This window comes from Vibrio sp. dhg (assembly GCF_003443775.1).
Taxonomy (GTDB): domain Bacteria; phylum Pseudomonadota; class Gammaproteobacteria; order Enterobacterales; family Vibrionaceae; genus Vibrio; species Vibrio natriegens.
In genome coordinates this window covers 1,946,710-1,969,936 of sequence record NZ_CP028944.1, presented here as the reverse complement: position 1 = coordinate 1,969,936, position 23,227 = coordinate 1,946,710, and the positions used below count along the sequence as shown (strand labels likewise).

Sequence of the window (23,227 nt, the reverse complement as noted above, 5' to 3'; positions counted from 1 at the left end):
ATGTAGAAAAAATTGCCACGTATGACTCTATCCGATTATAAAACCAACAGGTAATCAGATGTCAGAAAGAAAGATAACAGCCAGTAGCACTAGTGCCATTTACCATGTAAGTCCATTAAACCCAACGGAAGAAATTATTGATTTTGCCGATCACGTAAAGGTATTGAGCCATGTTCTGGCTGACATGATTTACAACCATAAACCCAAGCTGATTGCAATCGAAGGGGAAACTGGGACTGGAAAGTCGGGGTTGGCTTCCGTATTGGAGGCTGATGGTATAAATGTTGTGGTTATTAATTGCTCCCAAATGGTTGCCCCTACCAATCCCGAACCCGTAGATATTTCAGATCAGATAACTGACACAATCTGTACTTATGTGATTGACGATGTTGACAACATTAGCGTGAATAGCATAACTGCAATCAATCGACTAGTTGAAGCAGGTGGAACAGTAGTCATACTTTGCCAACATCGTGATGATTTGAGAGCACCAATTAACAATGCGGTTTGGTTAAAACTTGATAAAAATGGACTAAAAATACAGGATTAGAGGTGCGAAACAACATTAACTAATCTACAACATTACCATCTCTGCTTCGAATCCAACGTACCTAAATCGATATGATTGCCGCATTGTCGCTGCACTATCTTTTTAATTTAGCGCGTACGCTTTTCCTTATACATTTCATTATCAGCTTCTTCTATCCTTTTTTCTATCGATAGCGGGCTATCATAGCTGTAATGACTGACACCGCAGCTATATTCAATACGATAAGGTTTATTAATTTCTTGGTTTAATTTCAATATCTTATCGCTAAATCTGGCCAGAATGCGCGTTACTGAGTTTGATTCTGTATCCGTAAGAAATACCACAAATTCATCACCGCCCCATCGGCCTATGACATCACACTCTCTGAATGTTTCAAGAAGTGCCATTGCGAATTCTTTTAGTACATAGTCGCCTTCATGGTGACCATAGGTATCATTGATCGGCTTAAACTTGTTCAAATCGAACACGAGGATAGAGCTTTTGAGGTTTTTGCGCTTGCACATCTTTAAGGTATGGTCTGCCAATAACAAAAAGCCACGACGGTTTGAAATCATAGTAAGTTCATCTAAGGTTGCCATTTGAACCGACTGTATTTCTTGCTCAATCATTGCCCCCAAATCTTGCAGAAGTAAACGATCTTCTTCGTCCATCTCTCTTGGCACACTATCAATTAAACATAGAGTACCAATATTGATCCCTTGTCTCAGTTTAAGAGGGTATCCTGCGTAAAAACGAATATTAGGATCGTCAGTCACCAGAGGATTGTCACAGAACCTTTTATCGTCAATCGCATTGGGAATGATAAATAGTCCGTCATTATTTATTGCATGCCCACAAAAAGAAATTGCTCTTGGAGTTTCAGTTACCTCCAAGCCTTGAGCGGACTTAAACCACTGACGGTTTTCATCTATAAGACTAACCAATGAGATTGGAACACCAAACATACGTTTGGCCATTCTAGTAACGCGATCGAAGCGTTCTTCATGCGTGGTATCTAATATCTCAAGCGCTCTTAATGCATGTAAGCGTTCTGCTTCGTTGTCAGGTATCTTTGGGGGTTGCATATGTTCTCCCTCAATGAGTCTATGGCTTACAAGGCCACTGCTTTTTGCAACATTAATATGTAGAAGTGTTATAACTATGCGACTCGATTGACTTTAATTAAAGGTGTAGAGTCGAATTTTTCAAGAGTGTTCTTATCATTTGCTTATTTATTCATCAGCGTTACTTGTCCCGATTTAGTTATACTTTGACAACAAGTTCACCTTTCCTAATATGATTAACTAGCTACTGATATTTGGCTCTAGCAACGATTGGGCAACGACATAATGGCGTTCAGTATTGCTGATGATAAACAAATTCACGCTCCACTGCGAACCGTGACATCCATTTAAGTCAAAAAGCGAGTTCCATTGACTAACAATAAATCACATGGGGGCTGTTTTAACAAAATATCCACAGTGCTACCAGACCAAAATCGAGATACGGCGCTGCGCTTACACGCGCCAATAACCAATACATTGGCTTTTAGTGTTCGTACTGCCTTAGGCAAGCTTACTTCAGGGTTTCCATCAAAGAGCCGTAGAGAAAAATGATTTAAGTGATGTTCATACATAAATTCCTGTATGTGAAGTTTTTGCTCTTGCAGGATTTGTGACTTGTATTTTACTAGGTAGGGGGCAACATGACGACAATACACCAAAGTGACACGAGCACCCAAGTTATCCTGCCATCGCTTACCTCTCTCCACAATAGACAAATCAACCGATGCCTGTTTGTCTCCCTGATGTAATGGATCAATAGCGCAAACAACGTTAAGCGGAGCCGACCAAAAAGATTTCTGTAGCATAAGAACATCAACATCCAGTGTGGCCAATTTTTCTAACAATCTTTCATCTATCGGTTTGGCAATATGATCGACTAGCAGTAACTCCGCAGCGCCCTTCTCTAAATTAGAAGCAAGGGACTTTATCCAATGCGATCCCTCCAGTGGTGCAAATTCGATAGCGGGAATTTCAATCTCTTCGTTTGTACAATACTCTGATATTTTTCTGGCCACTTCTTCAGTCCAGTTTTGGAGTTCTACTATGCGGTCTTCAATATGCTTGGGATCAGAGCGTAAAAAGTTAGTAAAAACGTGTTCATCACCGCGCCGATAATCTTCTATAAAGATGACCACCTTACGACCCCTCGCCAAATTGACCACTTTGGGGCTTTGTTGCGTAATTCAGACGAGAAACCAAACCTCCTAAAGTTGAGCGACTTTTATACAATATACTGAGTTTCAGGCATACCAAGCCCTGTAAGTTTGTTCAGTGCTTTGATCATGGCGTAAGTCTCGCCAACCTGAGCGTTGTAATTTCTTAGACTTAATTTCCCACCTAGCAACTGTTTTACTCGGTACATTGCGGTCTCTGACAGAGAGCGCTTATGATAGCCATACCGCTTTTTCCACTTCTTGTTGGAGCCGTAGAGCTTCTGGCAACCTACCGCTAAGTTACGAGGATGCCCTTGTTCCCAGAAGGCTGCTCCTTCTCTTGGCGGGATGAGCGGAACAGCTCGCTTGATCCGTATGGCATCATGGCAATTCCTTGTGTCATAAGCGCCATCGCCTGATATCTCAATGATTTTACGACGTGTTTGCTTGAGTAAGTTGGGGAGCACTTCGGCATCAGTTACGTTAGATAAGCTCAGCTCTGCTGCGACTATTTCGTGGGTGCTTGTATCTACCGCGATATGCAGCTTACGCCAGACTCTTCGCTTCCCATCAGTTCCATGCTTCTTGACCTTCCATTCACCTTCGCCATAAACCTTGAGGCCAGTGGCATCAATGGCCAGATGTTGTATTGCTCCTCTGGTTTTGGTTTTAAATGAAACTTCAACTTCCTTAGCTCGGCGGCTTATACAGGTGTAGTGCGGGCAAACAAGCGTGATGTTAGCCAGCTTAAATACGGAGTCTAGAAAACCTTGCAACGCTCTCAATGGCATAGAGAAAACGCGTTTCACCATCAGTGCGGTAGTAATGGCTAAGTCGCTGAATCGGCGAGGTCTACCACGCTTGCCTTGTTTGTTTTGCTTCCACTCAGCTATCGCTTCCTCATCAATCCAAAATTAAGGATTTATTGTACTGCTTCCAGTTAGTTGTTTTGTAACGAGGTTTAGGCATGAGGCTACGACGATTGATGGGCATAGCCGCTCAGATCGTAGTTTCTTGATTTAGTTCCATCGAATTACGCAACAAAGCCGATGCTGATGCCAATCTGAAAACAAAAAACGGAGGTGTTCTTATTACACCTCCGCCGGGTTGAGAATTAGCCCATGTTAATAACAATTTTTCCGAACGCACCTTGATCAAGTTGCTCCAGCGCTTCCGGTAGCTCTACTAAGCTGAATGATTTATCTATAACTGGTTTCAATTTGATTTCGTCAACCGCATGGACAAGATTTTCTAGCGCGCGGCGATGACCCACACCTATACCTTGAATCGTTGGTGATTTCAGTAACAGCATGACTCCCGGAGCTGAAGTATCGTGTGCGTCCATCATACCAATCAGAGATATACGGCCATGTGAGGCTACGGCGCGAACAGAGTCTGTAAAGTTACGTCCCCCAACTGTATCCACAACGTGATCAATTCCCCGTTCATTTGTCAGACGATAAATAGCTTCGACCCAGTTCTCTGTTTTACGGTTAATGCCGTGATCTGCGCCAAGCGCAGCAGCAGCAGCCAGTTTCTCATCACTGGATGAAGTAATAAATACTTCGGCACCCACTGCCTTGGCTATTTGGAGTGCAAAAAGCGCCACGCCACCGGTTCCCTGAACGAGTACGCTTTCGCCTGGACGAAGGCCGCCTCGTTCAATCAGAGCAAACCAAGCTGTCAGTCCTGCACAGACCAGCGTGCTGGCTTCAGCATCGGTGAGCGACTGGGGGGCTTTGACCAGCCACTCCTCACTCATGACAACGTATTCAGCTAATACTCCCTGAAAAGCGTAGCCGAGTGTATCGTAGTGTGGATTTTTAGCGTTGTTATCCAACTTTCCGTCTATCCAGTTTGCGTTAAAAGATGAGATAACTCGGTCTCCCGGGCTAAAGCGCGTTGTGCCAGGTCCGGCCGCCTCAACCACACCAGCCATATCAGAACCAGGCGTGAAAGGCATTGGCATACCATTACCCATTCCGCCTTCAATTATGACCTTATCTCGATAATTGAGAGAGACGGTATTGACTCTGACAAGAACTTCATTCGGACCGGGCTGAGGTACTTCTGCTTCTATAAGTTTCAGATTTTGACGTCCAGCTTCGTTTAATATCCAGCGTTTCATGTTGCGCTTCATATAGGTTCCTTAATGATAGATAACTGATAGTCAAAATTCTAACATTGCCTATTAAGAGACAGTGGTGGTATTATTTCTATTGATTGATTCCATTTGGGCGACAATATGAAAAGCGATATGAATAGTATTCCTGTATTTGTGGCTGCAGCTGAGTCGGTGAGTTTTTCTCAGGCGGCTGAAAAATTACATGTCACGCGCTCTGCAGTGGCGAAAACTATATCCCGGCTAGAGGATAGGCTTGGTGTTACCCTTTTCAATCGTACGACTCGTAGCCAAAGCCTAACTGATGAAGGTTCTCTTTATTACGAATTCTGCAGTCGGGCGTTGGCTGAAATTAAATTAGCGGAGGATATTCTGGAAGGCGGTAAGTTGCAGGCTAGCGGGAAATTAAGGGTGTCTGTTCCGGTACTGCTCGGACACCTTTGTATTTCTCCCTTATTGTCTGCGCTCACAAAAGAACATCCTGGGCTGGAACTGGAAATTTCATTCAGCGATCGTCCGGTGAATATGCAGGAAGAGGGATTTGATTTGGCCGTTAGAATTGGTGCACTGGTTGACAGTAGCAGACTTATAGCTCGAAAACTGGCTTCCCACTCGATGCTTTTCTGCGCGTCTCCGGATTATATCAACGAAGCTGGTGAGCCAATTTTACCAGTTGACCTAAAGCAGCATACTGCCGTTGCATACATCCGTTCAGGGCGTATCTTGAAGTGGCAAGTTAAAAACGAAAATAATGAAATGTCGGAAATGATCCCACCTGCCAGGCTGATGATGGATGACATGCAGGCAGTAAAAGATATTGCAATAGCGGGAGGAGGTATCGCTTGGCTGCCTTGTTGGCTTGTGCGGGAGCAACTCGACAATGGAAGTCTGATAGAGATACTAAAAGATCAGACTTCAGGAAACTGGCCTATCTATGCTGTTTGGCCACGAACTCCTCATTTATCTCTAAAAGTCAGGCTGGCTGTGGATAGATTAGTTCGCAAGTTACCGGCTATGATGACCACGATTGAAAGCTAGGCTCGATGTCTACTTTTGTTCATAGTGTATATTAGGTTAGCTTCATCCCTCGAGAACGCAACGCTGATTCTTCTGAAAATCCGACATGGTTGTCTTGGTTGTGTTGACTCATGCAAATCGGCAAAGTACGCCCTTTGGGCACACTTATAGGTAGATTTACATACCTATTCTACGTGTGTTTGAGAGATTCCTTCCGAGGCAGATCTGAGAACGATGATAATTATTAGGTGCTCATGGTTTATGCACTTGGAATCAATTTTGTATGGAAACCTAAACGTCGATGCGTAAAGAGGTCTTATTGCTAGAGGCTTTGTTGCGTAATTCAGACGAGAAACCAAACCTCCTAAAGTTGAGCGACTTTTATACAATATACTGAGTTTCAGGCATACCAAGCCCTGTAAGTTTGTTCAGTGCTTTGATCATGGCGTAAGTCTCGCCAACCTGAGCGTTGTAATTTCTTAGACTTAATTTCCCACCTAGCAACTGTTTTACTCGGTACATTGCGGTCTCTGACAGAGAGCGCTTATGATAGCCATACCGCTTTTTCCACTTCTTGTTGGAGCCGCAGAGCTTCTGGCAACCTACCGCTAAGTTACGAGGATGTCCTTGTTCCCAGAAGGCTGCTCCTTCTCTTGGCGGGATGAGCGGAACCGCTCGCTTGATCCGTATGGCATCATGGCAATTCCTTGTGTCATAAGCGCCATCCCCTGATATCTCAATGATTTTACGACGTGTCTGCTTGAGTAAGTTGGGGAGCACTTCGGCATCAGTTACGTTAGATAAGCTCAGCTCTGCTGCGACTATTTCGTGGGTGCTTGTATCTACCGCGATATGCAGCTTACGCCAGACTCTTCGCTTCCCATCGGTTCCATGCTTCTTGACCTTCCATTCACCTTCGCCATAAACCTTGAGGCCAGTGGCATCAATGGCCAGATGTTGTATTGCTCCTCTGGTTTTGGTTTTAAATGAAACTTCAACTTCCTTAGCTCGGCGGCTTATACAGGTGTAGTGCGGGCAAACAAGCGTGATGTTAGCCAGCTTAAATACGGAGTCTAGAAAACCTTGCAACGCTCTCAATGGCATAGAGAAAACGCGTTTCACCATCAGTGCGGTAGTAATGGCTAAGTCGCTGAATCGGCGAGGTCTACCACGCTTGCCTTGTTTGTTTTGCTTCCACTCAGCTATCGCTTCCTCATCAATCCAAAAGGTCAGAGAACCACGGTTGATTAAGGATTTATTGTACTGCTTCCAGTTAGTTGTTTTGTAACGAGGTTTAGGCATGAGGCTACGACGATTGATGGGCGTAGCCGCTCAGATCGTAGTTTCTTGATTTAGTTCCATCGAATTACGCAACAAAGCCGCTTACCGACACAAATTTGCGCACAAAAAATAGCAACTATGATACACATCTCCACTCGTTTGCCTGCCACTTAATATTGAATGACCGTAATTATCTTGGTACTGAGGTGTGTTCTTGATAAGAAGATATTGTCATCACGATACGATATATTTACTTCATACTAATTCGGCTTTGATGTGATTAAACTGACCGCAACTCATGAGAAATCGAATGTAATGAATCATAGCGTTGAAGGCAACACAGCCATACAAATGAGCAAAAGGGAGAAAGGCACATTTTATATCACAAATGATGGTGGGTTAATTTTTGGTGGTCAAGGAAAGGCTGGATTGCACAAGGTAAAACTTTGATCTAACTAAAGATGCAAGCAACGTCTAGATTTTAAGGGGGGTTGCTTGCATTCTAACGATTGAGCTGAAAAATTATTAAACACTCATTGCGATATCTAGCCAATACGAGTATTGCTCATCTGACTCAAATTCATTAGGTGACACATGACAGTCAATTTCCAGTCCATTCTGAAAGACTAGAAATCCACAATCACAACCAAAAGCATATTGGTCAGCAAATTTTACTTTAAAGCGGATTTCACGGTACTTCTCTGATAACGCGATGAATATTGGATATGGAATAATATTTAAAGTGATAAACTCCACTCTACCGTAAGCATAATAAGGTCTTTCCTCAACTTTGAATTTACTATGCAAAGCGTTCCAATGTGACTTCCAATGTTTATAATTCCAATCACTGTCTTCCTCAACATGACAAGAACTATTCTTTTCTTCCAACACCTTCAAATATTTAGGGCTAGGAATTAATCTATTAAAATCGAATTTATTATTTTCATTACTAATTGACTCAATAATAGCACTTGCATGATCAATATCTTCAGTTTTAAATTCGATAATATTTAACATATGATTAGGCATTATTTTCACTCCTATTTATGAATTATTTATGGTTTTAACTTGAAATCTTTTGTCTTCACAAATATTGAGTAAATCCACTGGGATCTTTAGCCTTAAAGTCGCGCCTTCGCTCAAGACGGTTGTCCATCGGTTTTTTGAGCCACCTGAAGTGGCATAGCCCGATAGCAATGCAATTCCAGTTTCAATACGAGCACCTGAATCACGATTTAATGCTTTACAAACCGAATACCCAAGAAATTCTATCGCCTTGCCCTGCTCTTGTATTTCCTCGATAGCTTCAATTTCAACAGTAACGGGAGCGCTGTTAAAGATCTCATCGAGTTCTTCAACTTCTTTTTCTACAATTCTTGAAAATATCCAAGCGCCCTGAGATTTATCCCAAGTCCCGCCGAGTTTACGGCATTTTTCAATCAACAGTGTATTATTTTCTGATTTTAAAGAACAAATACCTAATTTAGTTTGTTCTTCTACATTTGCTGCTAACTTGTAAATCAGGTCAGTTCCATACTTCGAGCGTACAGAGATATCTTTAACAGCAAGAAAATGCTCACCTAACGCTAAATCTTTTGAGTAATCGTCGATCAAAATCTTACAAGATTTATTATTGTCTGTTGTCGCAGCAAAGTACTTTCTGTTCTTTTTAATTACATTGAAATTCATAATATTTACTCCATTTATTTACTAGTGATACCCTCCTCTCACCGCTAGGGTGACGAATATTTTTAATATTGTTTCATTTATTTAACTCAATCTTTACGCAAGTAGAGATAGAGAGTTTTCAGGTATATTAAAACCAATAAAAACTGCCCAGTCAACCACCATTTACATTAAAAACAATGACTTATATTTACTTTTGAGCTTGTTTATATCTAATAAGAAACATGAACTAGCGGGAGGAAACCTATTTACCCCCTATCGGGGGTAAAAGCCGACTTACCCTCTAGAGGGGGTAAATTGCACTATAAACTTTGGTTTGATTAAAACTATTCAATTATTGACCAATGCACTGTGTAAACAGTGCTCGTTCACGGGAAGCGGCTCTCGCCGCAGATTACAAATGACCGATTTGGTTGGCTGTGACTTAAGGCACTCTTAAAGGTCGTCAATCACGGGGAGTGAATTATTCGTTATGACTGCTTAAAGGATAGCTTTGACCGAAACAATGATATGGAGCTTCGTGTTGTGGCCTACGCACCATATGTATCACGGCGTAGCTCTTGAACTCTAGGATGAGAAAAGGATGAAACAACGGATTTGGGGACTGAGACTGTATGCCTAACAGCACAAGGGATATCGCCGAAGTAGGCAATGCGGCGTCAGATGATATCGCCGCAATTTACGACCCCGCAGGGTCGATTTACCGAAGAATAGGTGCTAGCTTTTAGCAGTATATGAATCCTGGTTTGATTCAATTGATGGTGAATGACTGTTGCTTTATTACTAGCACTGATAGTAACTAATTATATACTTCTAAACATGCTCTTTTAGAAAATTACCAATCATTATTTGGTTTATCCATGTGTTGGTAAATGTTTAGAGCATAATTCCCATCATTCCATTGCAATCGTTGACCATTTAAATTCATACACTCATCTAGAAATTCATTATAATCGTCGTTACTCGCGAAAAGTTTGAAGCGGTTAATTCGTAACTCTGCTCTTGCTCGATTATCAACAGCTACTAAAACAATTTGTTCTCCATTGACAGCTTTGTAGTTTTCTAAATGGATGTCATTGCCTACACCGCAACCCGCTACATGGAAATCATAATCCTCAACGTCAAGGCCCGTTCTCTCCTCAAGCAATGCTTCAAAAGTATACTCCTCAGCAAATCCTATCTCTGCTGCTTCTATAACTTTTTCAAAGAACTCTGTCATTGTTTCTTCAGTATATGAACTGAATACTGTAAGGTTATCATAGTCAGAAATTAGACAATTCTGGTGATCTAAATCTAGGGCCGAAACTTGGCAATCAGATGAGAATTCTCCATCGTATAATTGAACAAATAGGTCACCAGACCACTGATGCTCTTCACTCTGTATACTAGCTGTTACAATAGCGTTAAATCCGTATCCATAATCACAGGGAAAAGCCTCTTGAAAGTTCGTAATAATCTTAACTTTTTCTGTATCAATATCTTCTTTATCGTGACTTGAAGCCAATTTAACTGTGTCAGTAAAGTCGTTATTAGAGTTCGCTACAATTTCTCTTACGCTCACTTTCACATCATCAATGATGTGCTGAGCCTTTTTACTCTCTACTATAGATTTTTCTGAGTCATGTAGCTCACGGACAATCTTGTTTTTTTGTTTAACCATTTTTTTTCTCCATTTATATACTAGTAAAGTCCCCCCTTCACCTCTAAGGTGATGAATTATTTGATATTGTTTAATTTATTTAACTCAATCTTTATACAAATTGAGATAGAGAGTGTTCAATCTTATTAAAACGTATAAAAATCTTTTTGTCAAAAATTTATCTCAATTAAAACAAAGACTTATTATTTACTTTTAAGGCTATTTATATCTAATAAAAACAAAGAATCGGTTTTACCCCTTATCGGGGGTAAACGACAGACTACCCTCTATAAGGGGTAAAGGTGGTTTGTTGACTATGAAGCAAACATCGATTGATGCCTGCGAAAGCAGTGCTGAATGAAAACGCTTAGTACCACATTGGGAAAACATTTAGTATTGAACGGGCAGAATTGACTTAGTTAGTTCCATTACACTTACTACTATACTGCTCCATACCACCCTTTAGTGGACATCCGCTCAGATAATCGGATACCCCCTTATAAACATGACAGTAATCCAATTGCTGTGTTCGTTTGCATTTCTTTTTGTATGTTAGAATAACAACACCAGTAAATAATCAACGCTTACAATGTCAGAACAGTCATATCACAAGCTTTTAAAATCTACTTTTGAAAATGCACTGCTTCATCTCTACTTTAAGGTCAGTGCGTCTCGAAGCTTTGTCAAAGAAGTACAGCGCAACAAAATCCTCATTGACTTCTTAAAACCAAAATTGAGAGAGCAACGCTATTCACTTATCAAAAAAAAGCTAAAAGCCATCTGCTTAATGAAAAACAAATTTGGGTCAATCGAAAAACATTTAAATGGGATTGTTCAGCAATATAGCTCAATCAAGTGCAAGAATGATGTAGACAAACTCTATGACTTGCTTGAGCAGTTCGAGAAGGCAGGGTTTGACACAAAGCTGATTGAAGAAACTCCAACACAGAATCAAGATGTAGTTTATTTGGATAGAGCACACATTAACAATTGTTTCGATGAGATCGATAATCACCAAATCGCACCAATTTCTTTACTCATTCATACAGAACAATTAGACAAGTTTACTCAATGTCTTGATAAACAAATCCATTTTAAATATGAGACTTTTCAAGTTAACGAATCATTGAAGAACTATCACTATCGCTTACATCCTCTTTCCTGATTGCTTGAACATGTAAAACATACTAACTCTGAAACTATCGAGCACTTCTATAATCAGCTCTGGAAAATCACCGTATTCATTGGTCGGGATAAGCGTTACATTTTCCAATGCCAGGACTTAAAAAACTGGCGCCTCGCTCAGTGACGGAAAGCAATAGCGGAATCAACGTTAATCATTACTCGCTATACAATGCCCATGGAGTTTAGTGCAATTTTTAACTCTTTAGGATAACTGAAATTTGTCTGTCTATTGTTGATAATATCTTCTCGAGAGGTAACCTTATGAGCAAAAAACCAGACAGAATAACAGCGATGCAGCAGATAATTAATGCCGTTAAAGATGAGTTCCCCCTATACAACGAGGATACATTTAAATGTGGCACAGACAATAGTTGTATCGGTTGTCCTAAAAAGTTAATGGAGCTTGTCGATTCAGAATTATCATATTGGCAGCACCAATTGAATCGAGGAATTTCGCCTACATTTGACGAAATATATTCATTTGGAAAAATGTGTAAAAATGTAAGACGTGCTCTTGTCCGAAACAAACGAATATAGCGTTATTGTTTATCATTTCTGAGATATTTAATTTTAATTTTTTTAGGTATATATGAGTAACAAGCCTGTTTCTTCATATGGGTAGGCTGTTGCCATGCCTCACAAATTTCCTTGTTCGTAAGTTTTTCTCTGAAAAAATGTCTACATTTCCCACACGTTTCCATTCGTACTCTCTCATAAAATATATTTTAAATTGTAATCTTAAAATATTAGTGAACTAATAAATAATATGGACTTTATTTTTTCCATATCTTTCAATATCATTGATGAAATTGTCCATCCTGTCAAAACAGTATACTCTCAACTTGTTTTTGTAAGGAAATAGAACGATACTCATAATATTTCCTCTAGACTTATAAATTTTAACCCTTGATATATGAGTCCATGGAAACTTTAAAACTTTATTTCTTACCCGATAAACCATTCCATTCTTGTCTATGACAAGAACAGTATTTTTTAAAAAATAAACATTTATTACAGCAATAACAATTGTAATCAAAAATACAATAATGGTAAATATTTTAACTTGATAAATTAGTTCTTCACTCATATCAAGGTTAGCGAATTGTGAAGTTAGAAAAATCAAAAAAGGCCAAAAAAACGCGATAAAAAATGGCTCTAATATTTTATGTAAAATATATTTTCTCGAAACATAGTAAACCATATATTTACCTTTAACTTTAAACCCATAATAAAATCACTTTAAAATACGTTACAGAACAAAGTGAGTACTTAATAAAGGCATTCAGTACTCACTTCGCTTACGAGTATTATCTTCTACTTCTTACTATTTGGTAACGTCTTGAAATATATTCAAATGGGACGCTCCAAATATGAACCAATCTACAGAATGGAAAAATAAGAAATATCGTCATTCCTAATATCATATGAATGCGAAATATAAAACTCACGCCATCTAAGTTGCTTGCTGCACCAGATTGAAATGTCACGACATCTTGCGCCCAACCAACTAACTTCATCATTTCACTGCCATCCAAGTGTTGTGCAGAAAACGGAATCGTTAAGACACCTAGGCATGCTTGAATGACAAGCAGTGTAAGAATGAGGATGTCGGCAAAAGATGATGTTGCACGCACTCGAACATTAGTCAGACGTCGTCTCAGTAACATTGCTCCTCCTGTGATAGTCATAATGCCAAAAATACCACCAGCGATCATCGCAATTAATTGTTTGGCGGCTAATGACAGAAATGATTCATAGACCCAGTGAGGCGTTAACATGCCAAAGAAATGCCCGAGAAATATGCCTATGATACCGACATGAAATAACCCCGAAGCTAATCGCATATTGGTATTGTCTAGAATTTGGCTAGACCCTGCACGCCAGGTGTATTGGCCATAGTCATACCTTACCCAACTACCGATCAAGAATACGGAACCAGCGATGTAGGGATAGATATTAAAAAAGAAACCATTTAAAAAACTCATTGCTGCACTCCATTAATATCACTAATGTTTAAATACTGCGGCGAAACATTATTTACAAATCGTCTTTGATGCTGCTGTTGCAATGCAGAGTTACAGCCTTCTTCACCTAGAAATCGGACTTGTTCTTCTTCCCAAGCCGCATCTAGGGCTTCTGGTGTGTAGTCTTCATCTTCACTGGATACTTGTTGATACAAAGCATCAAAGTCTACATTTTCTTCCGAGAGAGCCATCAATATTTCAAATAAATCAAAGTAGTAACTGTCTCTTTGTTTTAATCGTTCAGTGATAAGCGCTAAAATTGGAGCAATATTTTGCAGTCCTTCCTTGGCATCTTCTGTCCTCAATTGAGATACATATTCTAGATATCTAGGCAAATAGTCAGGGAGTTCACCGCCACTAAGGTGCAAGCCAACTTCTTCATATTGGCTCATCAAGTCAATCATTGCTTGACCTCTATCTCTTGATTCTCCATGCACATGTTCAAATAAGAGAAGAGATAGTGATCGTCCTCGATCAAATAAATCAACATAATTAGATTGTGCATCCATTAGATCCAAGGCTAAAATTTTGTTAATAAATTTAACCAATATTTTCTTTTGATCGATACTTAATTCTTCGCAATGTTTTACGATGCCAATTAATTCATTTGGATAGTCCCAAATGTCGCAGCTCGGATAATCCAGTAAGGCCGCAATTAATCTGAGAGATTTCAGTTCCATTACTTATCTCCTATCGTCTTAGCAGTGATATCTATAGAATTGATGCGCTGACTATTAAATAGATTGATTCGACTATCATCACCACCATGGCATCCGTTACCAAAACTGAATCCACAACCTTTAGCTTCAGGAAAGGCTTCACGCGCCAGTTCTCGATGACTTGATGGAATAACGAATCGATCTTCATAATTTGCGATTGCCAGGTAGCGATACATTTCTTCAGCTTGTTGTGCCGTCAACCCAACTTGCTCTAATGCACTAAGGTCTGTTTGACCATCAACTGTTTCAGCACGTTTGAAATGCCGCATTGCCAACATTCTTTTTAATGCTCGCAATACGGGAGCGGCATCTCCCGCAGTCAGAAGATTTGCAAGGTATTGCACAGGGATTCTTAAACTCTCTATGTCTGGAAGCACACCATTATTACCCACATATCCAGCATCTGCCGCAGACTGAATTGGTGACAAAGGTGGCACATACCAAACCATTGGCAAGGTGCGATACTCTGGATGCAAAGGCAGCGCAAGTTTCCATTCAATCGCCATTTTATACACAGGTGACTTCTGCGCGGCCTCTAGTACATTTTCCGTAATACCTTGTTTAAGTGCTTCTTCAATAACTTCAGGGTCATTCGGGTCTAAAAATATATCTAGCTGGTTTTGGTAAAGATCCGTTGTATCTTTCGCGGACGCTGCATGCTCAATCTTATCTGCATCGTATAGAATCACCCCTAAATAGCGAATGCGCCCTACACAGGTTTCTGAACACACAGTTGGTTGGCCAGACTCAATTCTTGGGTAACAGAAGATACATTTTTCCGATTTACCGCTCTTCCAGTTGAAGTAAATCTTTTTGTATGGACATCCTGTCAAACACATCCGCCATCCACGACATTTGTCCTGATCAATCAACACGATACCGTCTTCTTCCCGCTTATATATTGCACCACTTGGGCAAGTCGCCACACAAGCTGGATTTAAACAGTGCTCGCATAAACGAGGCAAATACATCATGAACGTATTTTCAAACTGACCATACATTTCCTTTTGCATGTCATTGAAATTCTGATCAGCAGAGCGTTTAGAGAATTCTCCGCCCAGAATTTCTTCCCAATTTGGCCCTTTTTCCACTTTGTCCATCCGCTGGCCAGTGATCAGAGAACGAGGACGAGCAATTGGTTGATGCTTACTTTGTGGTGAATTTTGGAGATGTTCGTAATCAAAAGTGAACGGTTCATAGTAATCATCTATGGTCGGCATATCTGGGTTATTGAACAGCTTCGCCATAACGCCAATTTTATTGCCCATTTTTGGCTCGAGCTTTCCTTTAATATTTCGAATCCATCCTCCTTTCCACTTATCTTGGTTTTCCCAATCACTTGGATACCCTGTACCAGGTTTACTCTCGACATTATTAAACCACGCGTATTCCATGCCTTCGCGACTAGTCCAAACGTTTTTACAGGTGACTGAACAGGTATGACATCCGATGCATTTATCAAGGTTCAATACCATGCCGACTTGTGAACGAATTTTCATACTTATTTATCTCCCACTAAACCACTGTACATATTCGGTGCTTGTGTATAATCGTTGTTTTCGCCATCTAGCCATTTGACTTCCTTCATTCGACGAACAACAACAAATTCATCTCTATTCGAACCGACTGTTCCGTAGTAGTTAAAGCCATAAGCCTGATGCACATAGCCGCCAATCATATGAGTAGGTTTTGGACATACCCGAGTAACTGAGTTATGGATACCACCTCGTTGTCCAGTAATCTCACCACCTGGCAAGTTAACAAGACGCTCTTGTGCGTGGTACATCATGACCATGCCTTCAGGTACACGTTGACTGACCACAGCCCGTGCCGTTAATGAGCCATTAGAGTTAAATGCTTCGATCCAATCGTTATCTTCAATACCAAGGTCTTTTGCGTCTATTTCACTCATCCACACAATTGGGCCACCACGTGATAGTGTCAGCATCAGTAAGTTTTCACTGTATGTAGAGTGAATCCCCCATTTTTGGTGTGGCGTAATCCAGTTCAAGGCTTTCTCTTTGTTGCCATTTCCCTTCTTACCCATAATGTCGTGAACAGTACGAGTGTTAATAGGTGGACGATAAGCTATTAAACTCTCACCAAAATCTCTCATCCATTGATGATCTTGATATAGCTGTTGACGTCCTGTTACTGTTCGCCATGGTATCAACTCATGTACATTGGTATAACCAGCGTTGTAGGACACATGTTCATCTTCTAAGCCAGACCATGTTGGACTCGATATGATTTTTCGCGGTTGTGCTTGAATGTCTCGAAAGCGAATTTTTTCTTCTTCTTTATTGATGGCTAGGTGGCGGTGTTCTCGCCCTGTGAATTCACTTAATGCATCCCACGCTTTTACTGCTACCTGCCCGTTCGTTTCTGGTGCTAGCGTTAAAATCACTTCTGCTGCATCAATGGCTGTTTCAATTTTAGCGAGTCCTTTTGCGGCTCCTTCATGATGGACATAATTGAGTTTTTTGAGCAATTCAACTTCACTATCGGTATTCCAGTTGATTCCTTTTCCACCGTTACCTTGACTATTTAATAGTGGCCCTAGAGAGGTGAATCGTGCATAGGTATTAGGATAGTCACGTTCCACGGCCATAATATGTGGTGCAGTTTTACCAGGGATCAACTCACATTCACCAAGTTTCCAATCTTTAACATCAAATGCCTGCGCTATTTCCGCTGGAGAATCATGCTGTATAGGTAACGTAACGATATCGGTTTCTTTACCCAAATGGCCTTCACAAAGACTCGAAAATGCTTTAGTAATGCCTTTGTAGATTTCCCAGTCAGACTTCGCTTCCCAAGCTGGGTCAACCGCTGCTGATAGAGGATGAATAAATGGATGCATATCCGACGTATTCATGTCATCTTTTTCATACCACGTTGCGGTTGGAAGGACGATATCCGAGAATAAACACGTGCTCGACATACGAAAATCTAACGTAACAACGAGATCAAGCTTGCCCTGTGTTGGTTGATCATTCCATTCCACTTCACTCGGTTTTGTTGCACTAAACTCGCCCAGATCTTTACCTTGAATACCATGCTCGGTTCCGAGTAAGTATTTGAGCATGTATTCGTGACCTTTACCCGACGAGCCAAGTAAGTTAGAACGCCATATAAACATATTTCGTGGATAATGTTTTTCAGGTTGTTCTGATGCGAAACGAATCTCACCGTCTTTCAACGCATTCACAACGTAATCAGTTGCTGACTGTCCTGAGCTTTGTGCCTGTTTGGCAATATTCAACGGGTTGACATTAAGTTGTGGTGACGAAGGTAGCCATCCCATTCGCTCTGCTTTAACGTTCATATCGATCAAGTGTTCGCTGTAGCGCGTTTTATCCGCTACTGGAGACAGTAATTCATCGACTTTTAACTTCTCATATCGCCATTGACTCGAATGGTTGTAGAAGAAGGATGTGCCATTCATATGACGTGGAGGCTTCTGCCAATCTAATCCAAACGCTAGAGGTTGCCATCCTGTCTGAGGACGAAGTTTTTCTTGTCCGACATAATGCGCCCAACCACCACCACTTTGGCCAACACAGCCACAGAAGATCAACATGTTAATCAAACCGCGATAGTTCATATCCATGTGGTACCAGTGGTTTAAGCCTGCACCCACAATAATCATCGAACGTCCACGAGTTTTCTCTGCATTATCCGCAAACTCAGTTGCAATTCGAATGATCTCGTCGGCTGAGACTCCTGTGATTTTTTCAGCCCATGCTGGAGAATAAGCTTTGAGTTCGGAATACTCAGCTGCACAACTAGGATCACTTAATCCACGCTCTACACCATAATTCGCAAGTGTCAGATCATATACAGTAGTGACAAATGTTTCGGTTCCGTCTTCCAAAGTAATACGTTTCACTGGTAGCTTACGATTAATGAGGTCTGAGAGTGGCACATGGGTAAAATGTTCGTGCTCTAAACCACCAAAATAAGGGAAGGCAACATCAAGCGTGTCGTCTGCATCTTTTATCCCTAGTTGTAATTTGACATTATTCTGGCCATCTCCCGCTTGCTGCTCAAGATTCCATTTACCTTTCTCCCCCCATCGGAAACCAGCAGAGCCATTAGGCGCAATAAATTCTCCATCCATTTCGTTAATAGCGATGGTTTTCCATTCAGGATTGTTGGACTCACCGAGGTTATTCACTAGCTCTGATGCACGTAAAAACTGACCTGCACTGTAGCTACCGTCAGCTCTAGGTTCCAACTTCACCAACATCGGCATATCTGAATATTGTCGCAAGTAGTTTTGGAAGTATTCAGACTGACGTTTAACATGAAATTCTTTAAGAATTACATGACCCATTGCGAGTGCTACTGCACTGTCCGTACCTTGTTTTGGGTTAAGCCAATGATCGCAGAGTTTTGCAACTTCAGCGTAATCAGGTGTAATTGCGACCGTTTTCGTCCCTTTATAGCGGACCTCGGTAAAGAAGTGCGCATCAGGAGTACGAGTTTGAGGGATGTTCGAACCCCAAGCAATAATGTATGAAGAATTATACCAATCTGCTGATTCAGGAACGTCTGTTTGCTCCCCCCACGTCATCGGAGATGCTGGTGGTAAATCACAATACCAATCATAAAAACTCAAACAAGAGCCACCAATGAGAGACAAGTATCTCGCACCAGCAGCGTAAGACACCATTGACATGGCTGGAATTGGGGAGAAACCCACCACGCGATCTGGTCCATGTTCTTTTATGGTGTATATATTAGAAGCGGCAATAATTTCATTAACTTCAGCCCAAGAGCTACGTACAAATCCTCCTCGTCCCCGCGCTGTTTTATAAGCAGTAGTCGAGTCAGAGTTAGTGACGATAGATTTCCATGCATCGATCGGATCTGCAAAACGACGTTTTGCCTCACGCCAAAGTTTTAATAACGGTTTACGTACCATTGGGTACTTGAGGCGATTCGCACTATATAAGTACCATGAGTAACTCGCCCCTCGCGGGCATCCTCTCGGCTCATGATTGGGAAGATCTGGACGTGTTCTAGGATAATCTGTTTGTTGAGTTTCCCATGTCACCAACCCATTTTTGACATAGATTTTCCAGCTACAAGACCCAGTGCAATTTACGCCGTGAGTAGAGCGCACAATTTTATCATGCTGCCAACGCGTTCTGTATCCATCTTCCCAATCACGATTTGTATTAAGTGTTTGTCCGTGATCACCAGAAAACGAATCTCCGACTTGTTTAAAGTATCGAAACCGATCCAAAAACTTGCTCATTCAGTGTTTCTCCTATATTTAGGAACTAATTATTATTTATGCTTAGTTAATAATTAACGTTGATATCTACGATAAAAATGCTCGAGTTAAATATGTGACTTATATTTTTGTCGCGTAACCGTTCTCTATATTTCGTCCATAAACGAACCACGTAATGATTGAACAAACGACATAGAAAAATAGGAATAGTATTAAGGCACTTGAAGCAGAGCCTGTAAGAGAGAGCGATAGACCAAATGCCTGGGGAATAAAGAAACCACCAAACGCGCCAATGGCAGATATAAATCCCAATGCTGCTGCTGTATCCGTTGCTGATTTACGTGTGATAATTTCCTCATCCAACCCAGCCACTCTCGCTTGTTGCGTGATAATACGGCGGAATAAAACCGCAATCATTTGAAATGTTGACCCACTGCCAATACCTGAGCAGGCAAATAGTCCCATGAAAATGATAAGGAAGAGAACAAAGCTACCTGACGATCTTTCTGATGGAATAGTAAAGAAGATAAGAATTGTTAATAACGCCATTAGAACGAAATTTAAAAACGTTACTTTTATACCACCAAATTTATCTGACCATGCCCCACCAACAGGTCTCATAAGCGCACCAATGAGCGGACCAATAAATGCAAATTTCAACACATCAACTTCAGGGAATTGAGTTTGAGACAACATCGCAAAGCCAGCAGAGAACCCTATAAAAGAACCAAATGCGGAGAGATACAATAAACTCATCAACCATAAGTGCCCTTGTTTAAGTACTTTGACCTGCTCTTTGAACGAGGCTTTTGCACTTTCTATATCGTTCATTCCAAACCAAGAAATGACACTAAAGAGCAAAATTAACGGAACCCAAATCCATGCTGCGTTTTGGAGCTGTAGTCCTTCAGATTGCGAATTAAACCATTGAAACGAAATAGCGATAGGGACCACCAACTGCATTACGCTGACACCGAGATTACCAAGTCCTCCATTTAACCCAAGCGCACTCCCCTGCATTTCCTTTGGGTAAAAGAAACTAATATTGGCCATACTTGAGGCAAAGTTTGCACCGCCTAGTCCACACAACAGTGCAATCATGACGAACGTGGAATATGCAGTGTGAGGATTACTGATTGCAATCCCTAGCCAAACCATTGGTACAATAAGCATCAGCGTGCTGAATGCTGTCCAACGTCTACCGCCAAATATTGAAATTGTAAAAGAATACGGAATACGACCGATCGCTCCTGAGACAGAGGGTAAAGCCGTTAACAAAAACAGTTGTTCTGTACTAAATGAAAAGCCGACTTTAGGCAGATTAACTGCAACAGCACTAAAGATCATCCAAACACAAAAGGACAATAGTAGACAAGGAATCGAAATCCATAAGTTTCGTTTTGCAATGTATTGTCCTTGAGATAACCAAAACGAACTATCCTCGGGAAGCCATTGTTTAATTGAACGAGTACTTAATCGACCAGACGACTCCATGTCCTTTGTATCTATATTTATTGACATGATTAACACCATTGTTATTGGAAAAACCAGTACATTTAGTGATAATCACGTAGTAAAATTGTTGATTTAGATCAAAGACATATTCCTAATAAAACCCACCCATTAAGTGATACTGCTCATTGTAGTTACAGCCTTGTTTTATAAATGATTGATATTATTAAAAAAACAAAAAATTTCATAAACAGGCGGTTTAGGAAACTATTAGGTAGTAACCCAATGGTAGTATGTCTTGTATCATAAAAAAGCGGTATGTTATTGGATACGGAAAACTAGCTCATTAGATGAGATAATGAATTTTTTCAATATATCCATAACAAAAAAAATTTCATTCTTTATATTAATACTTTGTAGTATATCTTTATCTGGTATGTTTATTTCACTCATAACGGTAGACAATATTCAAGGTCGAACGCACATTGTTAATCAAATTGGCTCGATAAGAATGCTCATCTATAAATCTATTTTGTCTACAGATAAAAGTATTACGTCAGAAAATATAAGTAGAATTAATAAAAATCTGAATAATCCAAACATAATAGAGTACATGATCAAAAGTGGTTTAAGCGATCAGCATGGAAATTTATTAGCTTTCTTTCAGAAAAATATAGAAAATCAGAACTATGAATCAATAAGATCAAACTCTGACGAGTTTGTGAAAATAATAGATAATCTGATCTATAAAGTAGAACGTAATACCGAGAACAATATTAAATCTCTAGAAAACATCCAAAAAGCATTTTCCATTATGATAATAATATTTGGAATATATTCTATTGGAAACCTATACTCAAGGCTATTTAAGCCATGGATGTCAATACTTGATATATCAAGATCGATTAAATCTGGAGACTTTAGTAAGAAGTTTATCGTACAGAAACATAAAGATGAAATGAATGAATTGGGCGATTCTATTAATTTAATGTCAGAAAGTATAAAAAAAACATATATAAATTTAGAAAATGTTGTATATCATAAGACAGAGGATTTGAATAGAAAAAATAAATACTTAGACTTTCTATATCGAGCATGTAAAAAGTTTAATAATGAACAGTATAGTTGCGATATGTTGGCACCATTAACTCAAGAGTTAATTGAATTAACTGGTATACATAAAGTTAAAATATTAATTAATGATTATCAAGAAAGTGATAATACTCAAATATTTGATTTTGGTTCAATAAGCAGACCTGATTTTTGCAAAAACCTCAGCTGCAACCTCTGCTTTGATAATGAAAAGACGTTCATAGAAAACCTATCAGAGATCACTATAAAACTAAAGGACTCTAATCATGACTATGGAAAAATCGTCATATCAAACAATATAAAATCCTGCATAAATATAGAAAATGAGCAATTAATAATTGCATTTTCAGAACTATTAACACAATCTCTTTCCGTTTTCTATAAGGTTCAGCAGGATCAGCAGTTATTAATATTAAAAGAAAGAAATACAATTGCACGAGAACTACATGATTCAATCGCTCAGTCCCTGTCTTGTCTCAAGATTAAATTGAGTATTTTACAAATGGATTTATCTAACTTAGACGAAGAACAGATATCTATTATTGGTGAAATGCGAGAAGAAGTAAATGTTGCTTATTGTCAACTTAGAGAGCTTTTGACAACCTTTCGGTTGAGGTTAGATGGGCTAGGTTTTTTACCTGCGCTGGAAAACACGGTTAAGGAATATAACAAAAAAATTGGCACCAAAATAAATTTTAGTTATGAAATCCCAGCTAATAAAATATCCATTCATCATTCAATACATTTAATACAAATAATTCGTGAGCTATTAAATAATATTTATAAGCATGCACAAGCTTCCGATGTAACGCTAGATTTATCAATGAAAGATAATGATATCTCCTTAGTTATTCTCGACGATGGTTGTGGATTCTCTACTTCACAAGAAAACTCTCGTTATGGTCTAAAAATTATTGGTGACAGAGCACAGTCTCTATCAGGAAAATGGGATATCATCTCCTCTCCTGGCAAAGGGACTGAATTCTACCTAACTTTTCCTATATATTCACGAGTATAA

General features: G+C 39.9%; 17 protein-coding genes and 1 pseudogene. 5 read left to right on the top strand and 13 right to left on the bottom strand.

Translation table 11 applies throughout. From position 1 onward, the window contains the following. Window positions 1–58 precede the first annotated feature (58 nt). Entirely contained in the window at window positions 59–550 is a 492-nt protein-coding gene (locus tag DBX26_RS24515; RefSeq protein ID WP_118121190.1) for a DUF4350 domain-containing protein, read from the top strand. Window positions 551–657: 107 nt separating this feature from the next. Here the strand turns inward: DBX26_RS24515 and DBX26_RS24510 are convergent, their stop codons facing one another. The 4 genes and pseudogenes from DBX26_RS24510 to DBX26_RS24495 form a co-directional block, all read right to left on the bottom strand. Beyond that, window positions 658–1,614 (bottom strand): sensor domain-containing diguanylate cyclase, encoded by a 957-nt coding sequence (locus tag DBX26_RS24510; protein WP_118121189.1) that lies wholly within the window; start codon window positions 1,612–1,614, stop codon window positions 658–660. Between the two features lie 326 nt (window positions 1,615–1,940). Further along, window positions 1,941–2,729, bottom strand: a complete 789-nt coding sequence (locus DBX26_RS24505; protein WP_162889768.1) for a universal stress protein — start codon at window positions 2,727–2,729, stop codon at window positions 1,941–1,943. An 86-nt stretch (window positions 2,730–2,815) separates the two neighbouring features. Further along, window positions 2,816–3,716: pseudogene (locus DBX26_RS24500) on the bottom strand (IS5 family transposase). Window positions 3,717–3,861: 145 nt separating this feature from the next. Then, entirely contained in the window at window positions 3,862–4,887 is a 1,026-nt protein-coding gene (locus DBX26_RS24495; protein ID WP_118121187.1) for an NAD(P)-dependent alcohol dehydrogenase, read from the bottom strand. A 105-nt stretch (window positions 4,888–4,992) separates the two neighbouring features. Between DBX26_RS24495 and DBX26_RS24490 the strand changes: the two genes are divergently transcribed. Next, window positions 4,993–5,907, top strand: coding sequence for a LysR family transcriptional regulator (locus DBX26_RS24490; protein ID WP_065298657.1), 915 nt, complete (start codon window positions 4,993–4,995; stop codon window positions 5,905–5,907). 360 nt (window positions 5,908–6,267) lie between these two features. Here DBX26_RS24490 and DBX26_RS24485 read toward each other — a convergent pair whose 3' ends face one another. From DBX26_RS24485 to DBX26_RS24470, 4 genes are all read right to left on the bottom strand, one after another. Next, entirely contained in the window at window positions 6,268–7,188 is a 921-nt protein-coding gene (locus DBX26_RS24485; protein ID WP_118121186.1) for an IS5 family transposase, read from the bottom strand. A gap of 504 nt (window positions 7,189–7,692) precedes the next feature. Next, window positions 7,693–8,196 (bottom strand): hypothetical protein, encoded by a 504-nt coding sequence (locus DBX26_RS24480; RefSeq protein WP_118121185.1) that lies wholly within the window; start codon window positions 8,194–8,196, stop codon window positions 7,693–7,695. A gap of 15 nt (window positions 8,197–8,211) precedes the next feature. Then, a complete protein-coding gene (locus DBX26_RS24475) occupies window positions 8,212–8,856 on the bottom strand; it encodes a hypothetical protein (protein WP_118121184.1) in 645 nt (214 codons plus the stop codon). Between the two features lie 832 nt (window positions 8,857–9,688). Continuing rightward, complete coding sequence (locus DBX26_RS24470) at window positions 9,689–10,513, bottom strand: hypothetical protein (protein ID WP_118121183.1); 825 nt, start codon at window positions 10,511–10,513, stop codon at window positions 9,689–9,691. Between the two features lie 568 nt (window positions 10,514–11,081). Between DBX26_RS24470 and DBX26_RS24465 the strand changes: the two genes are divergently transcribed. After that, window positions 11,082–11,657: a DUF2913 family protein gene (locus tag DBX26_RS24465; protein ID WP_065298441.1), complete on the top strand. Its 576-nt coding sequence runs from the start codon at window positions 11,082–11,084 to the stop codon at window positions 11,655–11,657. A gap of 281 nt (window positions 11,658–11,938) precedes the next feature. Further along, window positions 11,939–12,214: a hypothetical protein gene (locus DBX26_RS24460; protein ID WP_065298440.1), complete on the top strand. Its 276-nt coding sequence runs from the start codon at window positions 11,939–11,941 to the stop codon at window positions 12,212–12,214. Between the two features lie 770 nt (window positions 12,215–12,984). On the opposite strand, the gene narI is transcribed toward DBX26_RS24460, so the two are convergent. The 5 genes from narI to DBX26_RS24430 form a co-directional block, all read right to left on the bottom strand. Next, window positions 12,985–13,662, bottom strand: coding sequence for a respiratory nitrate reductase subunit gamma (gene narI, locus DBX26_RS24450; RefSeq protein ID WP_118121181.1), 678 nt, complete (start codon window positions 13,660–13,662; stop codon window positions 12,985–12,987). Beyond that, the gene (narJ, locus tag DBX26_RS24445) at window positions 13,659–14,381 is read right to left on the bottom strand and encodes a nitrate reductase molybdenum cofactor assembly chaperone (protein ID WP_000421206.1); all 723 of its coding nucleotides are present in this window, start codon (window positions 14,379–14,381) and stop codon (window positions 13,659–13,661) included. Before narJ ends, narI begins: the two co-directional genes overlap by 4 nt. Further along, complete coding sequence (narH, locus tag DBX26_RS24440) at window positions 14,381–15,919, bottom strand: nitrate reductase subunit beta (protein WP_118121180.1); 1,539 nt, start codon at window positions 15,917–15,919, stop codon at window positions 14,381–14,383. The genes narJ and narH overlap by 1 nt, the downstream gene beginning before the upstream one ends. A 2-nt stretch (window positions 15,920–15,921) precedes the next feature. Continuing rightward, a complete protein-coding gene (locus DBX26_RS24435) occupies window positions 15,922–19,686 on the bottom strand; it encodes a nitrate reductase subunit alpha (protein ID WP_118121179.1) in 3,765 nt (1,254 codons plus the stop codon). Between the two features lie 99 nt (window positions 19,687–19,785). Further along, window positions 19,786–21,186 carry a NarK family nitrate/nitrite MFS transporter gene (locus tag DBX26_RS24430; protein ID WP_269465673.1) on the bottom strand — a complete coding sequence of 467 codons (1,401 nt, stop codon included), beginning with the start codon at window positions 21,184–21,186 and terminating at the stop codon, window positions 19,786–19,788. A gap of 289 nt (window positions 21,187–21,475) precedes the next feature. Between DBX26_RS24430 and DBX26_RS24425 the strand changes: the two genes are divergently transcribed. Continuing rightward, a complete protein-coding gene (locus DBX26_RS24425; RefSeq protein WP_118121178.1) occupies window positions 21,476–23,227 on the top strand; it encodes a histidine kinase in 1,752 nt (583 codons plus the stop codon).